This is a genomic window from Streptomyces sp. NBC_00620 (assembly GCF_026341825.1).
Lineage (GTDB): Bacteria > Actinomycetota > Actinomycetes > Streptomycetales > Streptomycetaceae > Streptomyces.
This window is the reverse complement of the sequence record NZ_JAPENY010000001.1, coordinates 3,725,527-3,739,537: the sequence shown is the minus strand read 5'-3', so window position 1 is coordinate 3,739,537 and position 14,011 is coordinate 3,725,527. Positions and strand designations below refer to the sequence as shown.

The 14,011-nt window shown below is 71.1% G+C and carries 11 protein-coding genes; 2 read left to right on the top strand and 9 right to left on the bottom strand.

Translation table 11 applies throughout. The features are described from left to right. Positions 1 to 150: 150 nt before the first annotated feature. From OG246_RS17215 to leuA, 6 genes are all read right to left on the bottom strand, one after another. Positions 151 to 1,365, bottom strand: a complete 1,215-nt coding sequence (locus OG246_RS17215; protein WP_266462636.1) for an exo-alpha-sialidase — start codon at positions 1,363 to 1,365, stop codon at positions 151 to 153. 144 nt (positions 1,366 to 1,509) lie between these two features. After that, positions 1,510 to 2,172 (bottom strand): response regulator transcription factor, encoded by a 663-nt coding sequence (locus OG246_RS17210; RefSeq protein ID WP_266462631.1) that lies wholly within the window; start codon positions 2,170 to 2,172, stop codon positions 1,510 to 1,512. Next, positions 2,169 to 3,503 carry a sensor histidine kinase gene (locus OG246_RS17205; protein WP_266462628.1) on the bottom strand — a complete coding sequence of 445 codons (1,335 nt, stop codon included), beginning with the start codon at positions 3,501 to 3,503 and terminating at the stop codon, positions 2,169 to 2,171. Before OG246_RS17205 ends, OG246_RS17210 begins: the two co-directional genes overlap by 4 nt. Positions 3,504 to 3,589: 86 nt before the next feature. Then, positions 3,590 to 5,719: an MMPL family transporter gene (locus tag OG246_RS17200; RefSeq protein WP_266462625.1), complete on the bottom strand. Its 2,130-nt coding sequence runs from the start codon at positions 5,717 to 5,719 to the stop codon at positions 3,590 to 3,592. Positions 5,720 to 5,867: 148 nt separating this feature from the next. Further along, positions 5,868 to 6,563, bottom strand: coding sequence for a TerB family tellurite resistance protein (locus OG246_RS17195; RefSeq protein WP_266462621.1), 696 nt, complete (start codon positions 6,561 to 6,563; stop codon positions 5,868 to 5,870). Positions 6,564 to 6,749: 186 nt separating this feature from the next. Next, on the bottom strand, positions 6,750 to 8,480 hold the full coding sequence (gene leuA / locus OG246_RS17190) for a 2-isopropylmalate synthase (RefSeq protein ID WP_266462618.1): 1,731 nt from the start codon (positions 8,478 to 8,480) through the stop codon (positions 6,750 to 6,752). 320 nt (positions 8,481 to 8,800) lie between these two features. Between leuA and OG246_RS17185 the strand changes: the two genes are divergently transcribed. Both OG246_RS17185 and OG246_RS17180 read left to right on the top strand, forming a co-directional pair. Then, entirely contained in the window at positions 8,801 to 9,874 is a 1,074-nt protein-coding gene (locus OG246_RS17185; protein WP_266462614.1) for a M4 family metallopeptidase, read from the top strand. A gap of 32 nt (positions 9,875 to 9,906) precedes the next feature. Continuing rightward, complete coding sequence (locus OG246_RS17180) at positions 9,907 to 10,173, top strand: protealysin inhibitor emfourin (RefSeq protein ID WP_266462610.1); 267 nt, start codon at positions 9,907 to 9,909, stop codon at positions 10,171 to 10,173. Positions 10,174 to 10,309: 136 nt separating this feature from the next. Here OG246_RS17180 and OG246_RS17175 read toward each other — a convergent pair whose 3' ends face one another. The 3 genes from OG246_RS17175 to OG246_RS17165 are packed head-to-tail and all read right to left on the bottom strand — an operon-like array spanning position 10,310 to position 13,976. After that, complete coding sequence (locus OG246_RS17175; protein WP_266462607.1) at positions 10,310 to 12,727, bottom strand: FtsX-like permease family protein; 2,418 nt, start codon at positions 12,725 to 12,727, stop codon at positions 10,310 to 10,312. Further along, positions 12,724 to 13,440: an ABC transporter ATP-binding protein gene (locus OG246_RS17170; RefSeq protein ID WP_266462604.1), complete on the bottom strand. Its 717-nt coding sequence runs from the start codon at positions 13,438 to 13,440 to the stop codon at positions 12,724 to 12,726. Before OG246_RS17170 ends, OG246_RS17175 begins: the two co-directional genes overlap by 4 nt. After that, a complete protein-coding gene (locus OG246_RS17165) occupies positions 13,437 to 13,976 on the bottom strand; it encodes a PadR family transcriptional regulator (protein WP_266462600.1) in 540 nt (179 codons plus the stop codon). Before OG246_RS17165 ends, OG246_RS17170 begins: the two co-directional genes overlap by 4 nt. Between the last annotated feature and the right edge of the window lie 35 nt (positions 13,977 to 14,011).

The window sequence follows — 14,011 nt, the reverse complement described above, 5'->3', positions numbered from 1 at the left end:
GGCGAAAGACTTCAGCGCCAGCCGGGGAAAGATTCAGCCCCTCCGGCGTTTGAGGAGCGGGGGTCCAGGGGGCGGAGCCCCTTGGCGGGGTCTGGGGCGGAGCCCCAGGGACAAGGGACGGGTAGGGGCGGAGGGGGCGAAAAAAACCCACTACCCCCGCAGGTCAGCCACCCGCACCCGGCGGAACTCGATCCTCTCGTACGTCCCCGTCGAACCCGTCTCGTAGAGGACCCCCACTCGACTGGTCCCGAGCTGCACGAGGTCGGAGTACGCGGCCCGCTGCTGCGACAGCGTGACCACCTTGGTGAACGTCAGACCCCCGTTCGTGCTGCGCCAGATCGCCATGGACTGGCGCGCGGTGGGAACGGACGGCCCGGAGAAGAGCAGCCCCGCACCCGAGCCCCGCAACTGAAGGACGCTGCCCTGCACGACAGGGACATCGTCCAGAGAGGGCTGGACCCTGTACCGGCGGTCCAGCGTCTCCGCGCCGTCGCTGGAGTAGGAGTCGAGCCGGTTGCCGGCACTCGTGCCGTTCTGGTCACGGGAGCTGAAGTAGATCCGCCCGTCGGGAAGTTCGGCCGCGATGGACTCGTTCGCGTTGTCGACACCGTCGTAGGAGTCGTCGACGAAGCCGAGCGCCCAGGTCAGCCCACCGTCGTCGCTGAAGATGGCGTGGGCGCCGTAGTACTTGGGCTCCTGCCCGGTGTCGGCGGACCCGGCAGCCGGCGCGGCGGAGTGATTGGCGGCGACCACCAGGCGCCCGGCATGCGGCCCGTGCCGCAGGGCGACCGCATGCCCGGGCCCGGTGGCGTACCACCGCCAGTTCGGCAGCTTCACCTCCGCCGTGATGTCACGGGGAGCGGAGAAGCTGAGCCCGTCGTCGAGGCTCGTCTGCACGAAGACGCGCCGGCTCTGTGCCGAAGTGACCTCGCCCCGCATGATCTGACCCTCGGTCACGGCCCCACTGTTGTACGACGTGACGAGCACGATCCGGCCGGTGCGCGGGTCCACGACCGGCGCCGGGTTGCCCCGGGTGTCCCCGTTCCCGGACGCGACGACCCGCAGCGCACCCCACGTACAGCCGTTGTCGTAGGAACGTCTGACGACGACGTCGATGCTGCCGCTGTCGCCCGCGCCGTTGTGCCGCCCCTCGGCGAAGGCGAGCAGCGTGCGGGCGGGGGTCGTGACCGTGGCCGGGATGCGGTACGTGTCGTAGCCGCCCTGGCCCGCGGTGTACGGCACGGAGGAGGTGCAGTCCTGCGCGGCCAGCGGACCGGCGGACGCGGTGCCGGTACCGAGGCCGGCGACGGCCGTGAGGAGTGCGGTGGCTGCCGCGAACGCGGCCGTACGGCTCATGACGGTCATGGCGCTCCCTGGACAGCGGACAGCGACGAACGGCGGCGAAGAACAGAGATGGGACGTAGGACGTGGGATGTTCAACCGAAACTAATCTGCCCCGAGGAGCCCCGAGATACGCCTGCCCGTACGCCGTATTGACGTGCCGTCAGCTCAGCAAGCGCCCGGAGTGACGAGCCCGGACTCGTACGCCACGATCACCAGCTGGGCCCTGTCACGGGCACCCAGCTTGCCCATGATGCGGCTCACGTGGGTCTTCGCGGTGAGTGGGCTCAGCCCCAACGCCTCGGCTATCTCGGTGTTGTTGAGGCCGCGGGCGACCAGCGTCAGCACCTGGCGCTCGCGCTCGGAGAGGCACTCGGGGCCGCCCGTCGCGGGGGCCGAGGGGCTGCGCAGGAAGCGGGCGATCAGCCGGGCGGTCGGGCCCGGCGAGAGCAGGGACTCACCGGCTGCCACCGTGCGGATCGCGTCTAGGAGTTCGGCGGGCCTGGTGTCCTTCACCAGGAAGCCGGAGGCGCCCGCGCGCAGGGCCTCCGCGATGTGCTCGTCGGTGTCGTACGTGGTCAGGACCAGGACCCTGACGCCGGCCAGGTCCGCGTCGGCGGCGATGAGCCGGGTGGCCTCGATGCCGTCCAGGTCGGGCATGCGGATGTCCATGACGATCAGATCCGCCCGTGCGCTGCGGGCCAGCTCCACCGCTTCCCGGCCCGTGGCCGCCTGCCCGACGACCGCCATGTCCCGCGCCGACTCGACGAGCATCGCGAACGCGGCCCGCACGAGGGTCTGGTCATCGGCGAGGACTACTCGGATGGTCATCGGAGCTCGCCTCGGTCGAATTCGGCTTCACGCACGGCCTCTACCGCACGGACGGGTTCTGCTTCACGTACGACGTCAGACTCACGTACGGCCGCTGATTCATGGACGGCCTCTGCTTCACGTACAGAATTCTGCGCGGGCAAGGCAGCAACGGCGCCCCCCAGCGGCAGCACCGCGACCACCTCGAATCCGCCCTCCCCCCGCACCCCCGCCTCCACCGTCCCTCCCACGCTGCGAGCCCGCTCCCGCATCCCCACTAGCCCGAACCCGGGTGTGGTGCCGCCCGTGTCCCCCGCACCCTCGTCGGTGACCGCCACCCGGAGCGTGCCGCCCTCGGCGCGCAGGTCCACGCGCACCGGCACGCCCGGGCCTCCGTGCCGTACCGCGTTGGTGAGTGCCTCCTGGACGATCCGGTAGGCGGCGGCGCCGACCGCGGGCGGGACGTCGTCGGCGTGTACGGACAGCTCGACCTCGGCGCCGGAGAGCCGGGCCGCCTTCGCCAGGTCCGGCACTCCGTCGAGGCCGGGCAGCGGACCGCGCCGGTCTCCCCCGTACTGGGACTCTCGGAGCACCTCCAGGGTGGCGCGCAGTTCGCCGCGTGCGCTGCGGCAGGTGCCGGAGATGTCGTCGAGGGCCTTGGCTACGGCCTCGCGGTCGAGGCGGTCGGGGTCGGCGGCCAGGACGTGTGCGGCGACGGACGTCTGCACGCCGATCAGGGTGATGGTGTGGGCGAGCAGGTCGTGCAGGTCGCGGGCGATGCGCAGGCGTTCCTCGGCGACGCGGCGGCGGGCCTCCTCCTCGCGGGTGCGTTCGGCACGTTCGGCGCGTTCGACGACGGCGCCGATGTAGTTGCGGTGCACGCGGACCGCTTCACCCGTGATCGCACACGCCAGGATCCAGCCGGAGATGCGCAGCAGCTCGATGCCCCGTTCCGGATTGATGCTGGTGAGCATGATCACGCTCAAGCCGAGCAGGGTCGGCACCACGGCCAGGGTCCGGCGCCGCGGCCCGGCCACCGCGAGCGAGTAGATGGCGACGATCGTCACCGCGATCAGCCCGGAGTGGGCGTTTCCCAGTACGTGGTAGGTGCCCTCCACGACGATGAGCACGAGGAGCGCGCCCATCGGATAGTGCCGCCGCCAAGCGAGCGTCAGCGCCGAAAGACCGAACAGCGTCCAGCCGAGGACGTCCGGCGTGTGTGCGTTGTCGCCCTGCGCCACGAACGTCAGCGGGATCGACGCCAGGCCGGTCCCCACCGCGAGGAGCCAGTCGCGCCGGGCGGGCCGGGCAAGCCGTTTGCCGCGGCGGCCGAGATGTTCCCTGGTGGTCAACACGTGCTCCATCCTCGCGGATCCGACCGGAGGCCGGACCCCCTGGGCGTGAGCCCGGAGGTCCGGCCGGCTGTCCCGCGTCCGGTTCAGCGCATTCCCACGGTCTCCGTGACCGGCTCGGGCAGCTCCCGGCTCCCCGCGGCCGGTTGCTTCGACAGCGCGCCCGGCCACCACACCTTGCGCCGCAGCGCCACGCTCGCGCTGGTGACCAGGTAGGTGCGGACGAGGAAGGTGTCCAGCAGGACACCGACCGCGATCACGAAGCCCATCTCCACGAGTTGGACCATCGGCATGTTCATCAGCACCGCGAACGTCGCCGCAAGGACCAGCCCTGCCGACGCGATCACCCCGCCCGTCGTGCGCAGCGCGATCAGCGCGGCCTGTACCGGTTCGGTGCCCTTGAGGGACTCCTCCCGCATGCGGTGCATCAGGAAGATGCCGTAGTCGACACCGAGCGCCACCAGGAAGACGAAGGACAGCAGGCCCAGGCCCGGGTCCGTGCCCTCGAAACCGAAGACCGGGCCGAAGACCAGTCCGCCGATACCGAGTGCCGCGCCCCACACCGCCGCCACGGCCGCCACCAGGATCAGCGGCGCGACGATCGACCGCAGCAGGGCGATCAGGATCAGCAGGACGAAGACGAGGACGAGCGGTACGACGACCATCCGGTCACGGGCGTTGGTGTCCGCAAGGTCCAGCTGCTCGGCGCTCGCCCCGCCGACGTAGGAGCCGTCGAGGCGGTCGCGCAGGTCCTTGATGGTGGCGGTCTCCCCCGCCGACTGGGGTGCGGAGGCCGCCGTGACGGTGATCTCGGTCCAGCCTCCCCCACTCTCGGCTTCGCTCGATCGGGGGGACCCCCATCCACTGCGGCCGCGGGTCGCACTGTCGACGCCCGGGGTGTCCTGGGCCTCTGCCAGGGCGGCGTCGGCACGGTCGGTGGGGGCGATGACGGTGATGGGCTGGGTGCCGAACCCCGGGTAGGCCTTGCCGAGGGTCTCCATGGCGGCGACCGCGTCGGGCTTGCTGGTGAAGGAGTCCTCCAGCTTCAGGCTGCCGGGCAGGTTCAGCGCGCCGAGCGACAGTGCGCCGAGGAGGACCGCGCCGCCCGCGAGGACCGTCAGCGGCCGGCGGCCGGCGGAGCTGCCCATCGCGGCGAACAGCGACCGGCGGACCTTGGGGGTGCTGCCGTAGCGCGGGACGAGCGGCCAGAAGACGCGGCGGCCCAGCAGGACGAGGATCGCGGGCAGCAGGGTCATCATGGCGACCAGCGCGCACAGGATGCCGACGGTACCGAGCGGGCCCATACCCCGGATGGAGTTGAGGTCGGCGGCGAGCAGGCAGAACAGGCCCGCGGCGACCGTTCCGGACGAGGCGAGTACGGCCGGTCCGCACCCGCGCAGTGCGGCGACCATCGCGTCGTACGGCCGCTCGATGCGCCGCAGTTCCTCGCGGTACCGGGAGATCAGCAGCAGCGCGTAGTCGGTGCCGGCGCCGAAGACGAGGATCGTCATGATGGCGGAGCTCTGGCCGGTCACGGATGTCCCGAACCCCTGGTTCAGCCCGTAGGCGACCCCCATCGACAGGTAGTCGGCCAGGCCTGCGACAGCGAGCGGCACCAGCCACAGGAAGGGACTGCGGTAGATGAGGATCAGCAGGAGTGCCACGACCGCGGCGGTGGTGTAGAGCAGGGGTCCGCCGAGCGAGTTGTAGACCTCGCTCGCGTCGGTGGCGAACGCACCCTCGCCGCCGACCTCGACGCTCAGTCCGTCCTCGCTCTTCGCGATGTCCCGTACGTCGTTGACGAGTTGGTCGCGTGCCTTCTCGTCCGTGCCGGGTTCGGTGCTGGCCACCGGGTACATCAGGGTGGTGCCGTCCTTGGACGGGATGCCCTCCGGCTGCGCGGCGAGCGGGTGCGCGCTGGCGATCTCGCCGATCTGGTCGGCGGCCGTCGTCCTGTCCGCGGCGGTCAGCCCGCCGTCACGGTGGTAGACGACGACCATCTGGGTGGTCTCGCCGCCGGGCAACTGATCCTGGATCTTGGCCACTTGGGTGGAGTCCGCACTCGCCGGCAGGTAGTCCACGGCCCGGTCGTGCTGCACGTCTGCCAACTTGGAGGCGAACGGCGCGACGAAGGCGAGCAGCGCCACCCAGAGCCCGAGCAGCGCCCAGGGCACGGCCCTTCGCCGCATACGCGTGGTTGTGTTTCCGGGCCCCATGGCGGGGTCCCCCCTCCTGGACGGTTGTCTGGACACACACCAGACTTCCGGCGCGGAGAACCGGATTCGTCGCGCGGGAGGGCGAGTTCGGGGATACCGCCGCGGGTGGCTCGGCGGCCGGACTACTCCCCCGGGAGTACGGGGAGGATTACGACGGTGTACGCGCGGCCGCCAGCAGCCGTGTCACATCGTCCGAGCAGATGGTCAGCGCCGCGCCCACCGTCGCCAGGACCTCCCGCTCGGCGGGCGTGTACGGCCCGTCGGCCAGCGCGATGCGCGCCCCCTGGAGGAGGATCGCCTCCCGGCCCGTGGGGGCGAGGTGCGGGGCGAGCGGGTCCAGGGCCTCATGGAGCTCTATGGCCAGGCTCGCGCCGCACGGCTCCCCGAGGACGCGCCCGGTGTCCGCGGCGAGCGCCTCGACGAGCGCGCCGAGCTGGTCCTCTGTGCAGTCGTCGAAGCCGGCCGAGCGGACGGCTGAGGCGGCGGTCTCCAGGGACGTACGGGCGCAGTGGCCGTCCGCGGCGAGCACGGCGAGGGCGACCGTGTGGACGGCGTCGCGGAGCATCGCGGAGAAGCGGGTGGTGGTGGGGTGGTCGAGGACGTCGGCGCCGAAGTGGTGGCTGCAGGCGGCGCATTCGACGACGGGCCCGGTCTCGCCGCGCGGGAGAACGGGAACGCCGAGGCAGGTGAAGCGTCGCCGGCCGGTGAGCCGCTGGAAGTTGCGGTCGCCTCCGCAGCCCGGGCAGAAGAACTCGCCGTCGCCGACCGTGGTCCATGCGGTACGGGTGCCCAGGATCCGGGAAACCGGAAGTGCACGACCGTTTCGTCCCCATCCTGGCAGCACGCGCGCACACCTCCGTAACGCCGCGGCAACATCGCCGCGCTGGCGTGATGTTAGCCACATTGTTGATGCGGAGTCAGTACCCCGGACGAGACCCACCCGTGACCTGCACATGGAATGGCCGGTAAACGACGGGGCCCCGCCCGCCTCGAAAGGCGGACGGGGCGAAGAAAAACCAGGTGAACGGGTTCAGCGGGCCGCGCGGTTGACCGCGGAGACCACGGCCTTCAGCGAGGCACGTGTCGTATTCGCGTCGATCCCGATTCCCCACAGAACCTTGTCGCCGATGGCGCATTCGATGTACGAGGCGGCCTGCGCGGAGGCGCCCTCGCTCATCGTGTGCTCCTGGTAGTCCAGCAGCCGGGCGTCGATGCCGATGCCCTGCAGCGCCTGGAAGAACGCGGAGATCGGACCGTTGCCGCTGCCGACCAGAACCGTCTCGACGCCGTCCACCTCGGCCTCGACGGTGAGCGTGTCGATGCCGTCGCGGTCGGTCGTGCTCTGGCCGTTGCGGACCTGGATACGGCCCCACGGGTTCCCGGAGATCGGCAGGTACTCGTCCTGGAAGATCGCCCAGATGTCCTTCGGCGTGACCTCGCCGCCCTCGGCGTCCGTCTTCGCCTGGATGATCTTCGAGAACTCGATCTGCATCCGGCGCGGCAGGTCCAGCTTGTGCTCGTTCTTCAGGACGTACGCGATACCGCCCTTGCCCGACTGCGAGTTGACCCGGATGACCGCCTCGTAGGAGCGGCCGACGTCCTTCGGGTCGATCGGCAGGTACGGGACCGCCCACTCGATGTCGTCGACGGTGACGCCCTTGGCTGCCGCGTCGGCCTCCATGGCGTCGAAGCCCTTCTTGATGGCGTCCTGGTGGGAGCCGGAGAAGGAGGTGTAGACGAGGTCGCCGACGTACGGGTGGCGTGCGTGGACCTCCATCTGGTTGCAGTACTCGGCGGTGCGGCGGACCTCGTCGATGTTCGAGAAGTCGATCTGCGGGTCGACGCCCTGCGAGAACAGGTTCATGCCCAGGGTGACCAGGTCGACGTTGCCGGTGCGCTCGCCCTGCCCGAACAGGCAGCCCTCGATGCGGTCGGCGCCGGCCATCAGCGCCAGCTCTGCCGCCGCGACGGCCGTACCGCGGTCGTTGTGCGGGTGGACGGAGACGCACACGTACTCGCGGCGGGACAGGTTGCGGCTCATCCACTCGAAGCGGTCCGCGTGCGTGGAGGGGGTCGAACGCTCCACCGTGGCGGGCAGGTTGAGGATGATCTCGCGGTCAGGGCCCGGCTGCCAGACGTCCATGACGGCCTCGCAGACCTCCAGGGCGAAGTCCAGCTCGGTGTCGGTGAAGATCTCGGGGCTGTACTGGTAGCCGAAGGTGGTCCGCTCGTCCAGCAGCTTCTCGGCGTACTCCATGACCAGCCGCGTGCCGTCGACGGCGATCTGCTTGATCTGGTCCTTGGAGCCGCGGAACACGACCCGGCGGAAGACCGGGGCGGTCGCGTTGTAGAGGTGGACGTTGGCGCGGTTGGCGCCGACCAGGGACTCCACGGTCCGCTCGATCAGGTCCTCGCGGGCCTGGGTCAGTACGGAGATCGTGACGTCGTCCGGGATCGCGCCCTCTTCCTCGATGATCGAGCGCACGAAGTCGAAGTCGGTCTGCCCCGAGGCCGGGAAGCCGACCTCGATCTCCTTGTAGCCCATCTTCACCAGCAGGTCGAACATCTCGCGCTTGCGCGCGGGCGACATGGGGTCGATCAGGGCCTGGTTGCCGTCACGCAGGTCGGTGGAGAGCCAGCGGGGGGCGACGGTGATCCGGTTGTCCGGCCACGTACGGTCGGGGATGTCGACCTGGTCGTACGGGCGGTACTTGTGGACCGGCATGGAGGTGGACTGCTGGCGGTTCTGGCGGTTCGCCATGATGCGTGGGCTCCTCGAAGGTGTCCGGAAGGACGGCCGACGGCGCAACGCCAGACTCCGCGGGGAGGGGGTCGGCCTCGACTTACAGGCCCTCGCCGCGGCAGCTAAGGAGGAGCAGCCCGAAACGCATGATGCTCCGCATGCTAGCCGAGCCGCGCCAGGTGCGGGGGCTCGTATCAGTATGCGGGACCGCCCTCACAAATAGGGCGAAAAGTGCGCCATACCACTTCAGGGCCGGTCCGGGGGTTCCTTATCGCCGCATTTCACCAATCATGGTTGCTGGTAGTGACAGAGGCATGACTCAGTGCAAATGTGCCCGCATGACCGCCAACCCGTCAGGCTTCGAGCCTGTCTTCTGCACCATCGTGCCGCCCCACGTCCTCGACAAGCTGGCCCGGGCCGAGGACCCCGCGCTCGCCGGTCCTGCCCGCCGCACCCTGGAGCGCGACGCCCTCGAACGCACCCACCGCCGTCTGACCACGGTCATCGGCGCGCCCACCGTGGCCCCGGCGAAGGAAGCCGCCGAGGACAAGCCGCACCGCACGATCTACGACGCCCGGCACCGCCAGGACCTGCCCGGCAAGAAGGTCCGCGGCGAGGGCGACAAGCCCGGCAAGGACGCCACGGTCAACCGCGCGTACGCCGGTCTCGGCGCGACCTTCGAGCTGTACCTGAACGCCTACCGGCGCAACTCGATCAACGGCGAGGGCCTGCCCCTCGACGCCACCGTGCACTTCGACGCGAACTACAACAACGCCTTCTGGAACGGCGAGCAGATGGTGTTCGGCGACGGTGACGGCGAGATCTTCCTCGACTTCACCATCCCGGTCGACGTCATCGGCCACGAACTGACCCACGGCGTCACGCAGTACACCGCGAACCTCACCTACTTCGGTCAGCCCGGCGCCCTCAACGAGTCCATGTCCGACGTCTTCGGCTCGCTGATCAAGCAGTACACACTCGGCCAGACCGCCGCGGAGGCCGACTGGCTGATCGGCGCGGGCCTGCTCGCCCCGCGCGTCACCGGCACCGCCCTTCGCTCCATGAAGGAGCCGGGCACGGCGTACGACGACGACGTGCTCGGCAAGGACCCGCAGCCCGCGACGATGGACGACTTCGTGAACACCGGCCGCGACAACGGCGGCGTCCACATCAACTCCGGCATCCCCAACCACGCCTTCTACCTCGCCGCCACCGCCCTCGGCGGCAACGCCTGGGAGCGGGCGGGGCAGATCTGGTACGACGTCCTCACCGGCGGCGAACTGGGCCAGCAGGCCCTGTTCACCGACTTCGCCAAGCTCACGATCGCCGCGGCCCGCGCCCGCTTCAACGACGGCGAGGAACTGCAGGCCGTCCTGAAGGCGTGGGAACAGGTCGGGGTACCCACCGCCTAGCCCCTCGGCCCGACTCGCACTAGACAGGACCCATGCGTATTCAGGTAAGGCGCACGGGCGGATTCGCAGGCATCGAGCGCCACGCCGAGGTGAACACCTCGGGACGCCCCGATGCCCACGAGTGGCACACCCTGGCCGAGCAGGCGATCGCCGCCGGCCGGGGCGCTGCCCCCATCGGCGTTCCGGACGGTTTCAGCTACGAGATCACGGTGGACGGAAAGACGGTGTACGCGGCCGATCCAAGACTGACGGAGGAGCAACGGAGCCTGATTTCGCGGGTGTTGAAGGAGGGCGCGTAGAAGGGATCCCGGTAGTCCGGCCGGGCAGGTCGGTACGGCGGGGCGGGCCTCTCCCCCGCACGGTGGTCAAGTGGCGGCCGGGTACCCGTTCTGTGCACGGCGCGTGGCCGACCCCCCAGTCATGTGATCAAGCCTGTTACTCCCCCATCCGCCGCGCGATGGCCGCCGGCTCGCGAACGGCCAGCAGCCAGCCCGCGAGAACGGCGAGCACCGGAGTCCCGACCACGACGGTGATCGGGTAGACGATCGGCACCCGGCCGAACACGGCCAGATCGTGCCGGTAGATCGCGACCATGGCCAGGCACGCGCCGCCGACCCCGAGGATCACCCCGAGCAGGGCCAGTGCGCCGGCTGTGGTGGCCGTGAGGATGCGCCGGATCGCCGGGGTGGCGCCGGTCGCGGTGAGTGTGCGGAGGTCGGCGGCGGCCTCGCTGCGGATCAGCCCGACGGTCATCGCCAGGACGCCGAGCGCGAACAGGACGCCGACGGCCACGGCGCCCAGCCTGGTGTTGGTGACGGCGCCCTGGCCGTCCCGGATCTCGACGGTCAGCCCGTTGTTCACCGCGAAGCTCCGTGCGGCGGCCTGCTGCGCCCCGGTGAGCGGCCGGTCCGACTGGATGAACCAGCCGGAGCTGATCGTGGTCCAGCCGTGCCGGGCGAGGGCCGCCGGGGTGATGAGCGTGGTGGGCATCGAGGTGTAGGCCGGGCCTTGGACGCGAGTGATGGCGGGGTCCCGCGCATCGCGCGGGATCACCAGGCGGTCCGACCGGGTGGTGACGAGGTCGGTGGCCGCGCCGATCCGGGCGGGATCGGCGCCCAGCAGCCGATACAGGGCTGGTGAGGCGACGTAGGTGGACACATCCCTGCTCTCGTCGCCGGTGCCCGGGGTCCCTGCCGAGACGGTCATCTGCGCGGGGACGCCGTCGGGTTCGGCGCCCTTCTGCATGTCGGGCGACACCGCCTTCGTCAACGGGACGACCGTCGCTCCCGGCACCAGCCGGTTCACCTGGCCGGCGAGGGCGGCCAGTTCGGAGGGCGTCTGGGTGTGGACCAGGTTGTCGTCGTCGGCTTCGCTGAGCTGGACCAGCATCTGCCGGTCGCCGAGGTTGCCGGTGGTGGGCGTCGACTGGAAGCCGGTGAGCACGATGACCAGCACGGCCGGGACGCCCAGGGCCAGGCTGATCGCCGCGACCGCCGCACCGGACCGGGCCGGGTGCCTGGCCAGGTCGCGCAGCGCCAGCCGCACCGCGATCGGGGCCCGTGCTCCGGTCATCGCCAGCACCCGGACCGCGCCCGGGGCGGCGAACAGGACGGCCAGCGCGGTGAGCAGGGTGGCCCCGGCGACCGGCCACGGACGGGTCTTCCCGGCCCAGGCCAGCACCCCGATTCCGGCGATGAACAGCACCGCGGCCAGCAGCGCGGACCGGTGGGCGGACGTCCGGACCGGCGGCCGTCCGGACAACGCCAGCGTCACCGGCATCCTGCTCACGGATCGGGCCGGCCACCACGCCGCCCCGGTCGAGGTCACGATCGCCAGCACCAGCAGCACGCCGATCAGCGTCCACGGGATGTGCGACACCGCGATCCGATGGTCGACCGTGCTTTCGAGCCGGGGTGCGACGAGCGGCCACAGGGCCAGGCCGCCGATCGTTCCGAGGACGGCGGCGAGTACGCCGATCAGCAGGCCGGTGGCGGTCATGACCTGCCGTACCTGTCGGTCGGTCGCGCCGATCGCGGCGAGCATGCCGAGCTGGCGGAGTCTGCGGTGGGCCAGCACCGCGAACGCGGCGGCGGCCACGAACGCGACGAGCAGCAGCAGGATCATCGCGCAGCCCAGCACCAACGTGGCGACCACGATTCCGTCATTGTTGTCACCCGCGCCCCCGCTCGTCGGGCTGGCGGTGGTCAGGCCCAGGCCGCCCGGCCCCACCGGGCCCTTGGTCAGGACCGACAACGACTGCGGCTGGGTCGAGGCCGGATCGACCAGCACGAACTGGTCGGCCAGGAAACTCGGGTTCTCCGCGATGCCGACGACGGCACGGGCGTGGCCGTCCAGCGAGATCGTCCCGCCGAGCCGCAGCCCGAGCAGCTGTGCCAGACCGGCGGTGATGGCGGCCTCGCCGGTCCCCTGCGGATAGCGGCCCTGGTGGATGGCCAGCAGGGCCCCGGCGAACGGGCCATGGAGCCGCTGCGAGCGGTAGTCGACGGGTGTGCCGAGGCCGGGGGCCTTCTCGGAGCTGTGCCCGATCACCTCCACGGTCCCGAGGCTTGCGCGGATCTTCGCCAGGTCGGACGCGACCGCCTGCGGGTCCTTCCCGTTCAGCGTCATGACGGTGTCGGCCGAACCGAGCCTGGAATCGGCGGGATCCGGCAGATTGGCGATGGTCGTCGCACCGCAGACCGCCGCGATCACCGTCACGACGAGCAGTACGGCGACCAGGGCCTGGGAGCGCCACTCGCGGCGCAGCAGCCGCCACGACCAGCGGACCAGCGCCCGGCGTGCGGGCACTCCGGGGCGTCCGGCCGTCGGCCGGGGCGGGGCGAGGGCGCTCACGACTCGGCCAGCAGGGATTCGGGGCCGGCCGGCGGCGCGGTCTGGTCGATGGCCACCCCGTCGCGGACGAACACCACCCGGTCCGCCCATGCGGCGAGCTGCGCGTCATGGGTCGCCAGTACGGCGGCGGCGCCCTGCCTGCAGGCGCTGCGCAGCAGCCTGATGACGGTCTCGCCGGTACGAGAGTCCAGGGCACCGCTCGGTTCGTCGGCCAGCAGCAGCCGCCGCTCCCCGACCAGCGCCCGGGCGATCGCCACCCGCTGACGCTGCCCGCCGGACAACTCGTCGGGATAGCGGCCCGCCTGGTCGGTGAGGCCGACCTGCTCCAGTGCCCGCAGGGCCGCGGCGGCGGCGACCCTGGCGCGCATGCCGTCCAGCTCCAGGGGCAGAGTGATGTTCTCGGCGGCGGTCAGGCCGGGCAGCAGGTTGAAGTCCTGGAAGACGTAGCCGACGCGGCGGCGGCGCATCCGCGCCTGCTCGGAGCGCGACATCCCGGAGAGCGGTACCCCCTCGACCAGCACCTCGCCGCTGGTCGGCTGCTCCAAGCTGCCCGCGATGGTCAGCAGCGTCGACTTGCCCGAGCCGGAAGGGCCCATGACCGCGACCATCTCCCCGGCCCGCACCGTGAGGTCCACCCCGGTCAGGGCATGCACCTGGGCCGCCCCCGCCCCGTACACCTTGGTGATGCCGCGCAGTTCGAGCACCGGACTCATCGGGCCGCCCTCTCCCTGGCAGTGGCGTCCGCGGACTCGGCGGGCGCCAGCTGCCGCAGCCGGGCATCGGCGGCGTCCAGCCAGCGCACGATCGCCTCCAGCCGGAACAGCTCGGCGTCGGCCACCAGCAACAGGCCGATGGCGTCCGGCCCGGCCCCCTCCTTGAGCCGGGCGTAGCGGGACATGGTCTCGATCACGTGCCTGCGGTGCGTCTGCAGGATCGCGGTCACCCGCACCCCCGGCACCCGCAGCGCGACCAGCACCTTGATGACCAGCTCGTCGCGCGGCGGCACATCAGCCGTGGATGGCGTGGCCAGCCAGGCCCTCAGCTCCTCGCCGCCCGCCTCGGTGATCCGGTAGCACTTCTGCGGCCCGGGCTCCTCCGTGTCGTCGGAGACCACCAGGCCATCACGCTCCAGGCGCTGGACCGTTGTGTAGACCTGACCCACGTTGAGCGGCCAGACCTCTCCGGTCCGGATGCAGCTCGCCTCCGCAACCCCTCGCACGCCGTAGGTCAGGCCGATTCCCTCCGACACCCGGAACGCTGTAACGGCCAGTTCACACGGCACCG

Bases quoted from the DNA above. Each gene is read 5' to 3' on its own strand.
- OG246_RS17215 (WP_266462636.1), bottom strand. From the start codon at position 1,365: ATGACCGTCATGAGCCGTACGGCCGCGTTCGCGGCAGCCACCGCACTC.
- OG246_RS17200 (WP_266462625.1), bottom strand. From the start codon at position 5,719: ATGGGGCCCGGAAACACAACCACGCGTATGCGGCGAAGGGCCGTGCCC.
- leuA (WP_266462618.1), bottom strand. From the start codon at position 8,480: ATGGCGAACCGCCAGAACCGCCAGCAGTCCACCTCCATGCCGGTCCAC.
- OG246_RS17210 (WP_266462631.1), bottom strand. From the start codon at position 2,172: ATGACCATCCGAGTAGTCCTCGCCGATGACCAGACCCTCGTGCGGGCC.
- OG246_RS17170 (WP_266462604.1), bottom strand. From the start codon at position 13,440: ATGAGTCCGGTGCTCGAACTGCGCGGCATCACCAAGGTGTACGGGGCG.
- OG246_RS17185 (WP_266462614.1), top strand. From the start codon at position 8,801: ATGACCGCCAACCCGTCAGGCTTCGAGCCTGTCTTCTGCACCATCGTG.
- OG246_RS17180 (WP_266462610.1), top strand. From the start codon at position 9,907: ATGCGTATTCAGGTAAGGCGCACGGGCGGATTCGCAGGCATCGAGCGC.